The sequence below is a fragment of the Bartonella vinsonii subsp. vinsonii genome (assembly GCF_902825235.1).
Lineage (GTDB): Bacteria > Pseudomonadota > Alphaproteobacteria > Rhizobiales > Rhizobiaceae > Bartonella > Bartonella vinsonii.
In genome coordinates this window covers 1-413 of the sequence record NZ_CADEAJ010000070.1, presented here as the reverse complement: position 1 = coordinate 413, position 413 = coordinate 1, and the positions used below count along the sequence as shown (strand labels likewise).

The window sequence follows — 413 nt, the reverse complement described above, 5'->3', positions numbered from 1 at the left end:
ACCATGGATACAGCCATTCATGTTGCACATCCATCAATCACGTTGTATGCCATGGTATCCCAAATAAAAGGCCCTTACAAGAAGGCGATATCATTAATGTTGATGTTACCTTTATTCTCGATGGATGGCATGGTGATTCAAGTCGTATGTATCCTGTTGGAAAAATCAGACGTGCTGCGGAACGCTTACTGACAGTAACGCATGAAAGTCTTATGAGAGGAATTGCTGTAGTGAAACCTGGAGCAACCACCGGTGATATTGGTGCTGCTATTCAACGTTATGCTGAATCTGAGCGATGTTCAGTTGTGAGAGATTTTTGCGGTCATGGAATCGGCCAGCTTTTTCATGATACCCCTAATATTCTGCATTATGGAAATCCAGGAGAAGGAATAGAACTCAAGCAAGGTATGATG

The 413-nt window shown here is 42.6% G+C and carries 1 protein-coding gene; it reads left to right on the top strand.

Annotated elements, in window-relative coordinates; all coding sequences use genetic code 11:
• Positions 1-413: type I methionyl aminopeptidase (gene map, locus J7R12_RS08710; protein WP_208439082.1), on the top strand; the 413-nt coding region annotated here is incomplete at both ends.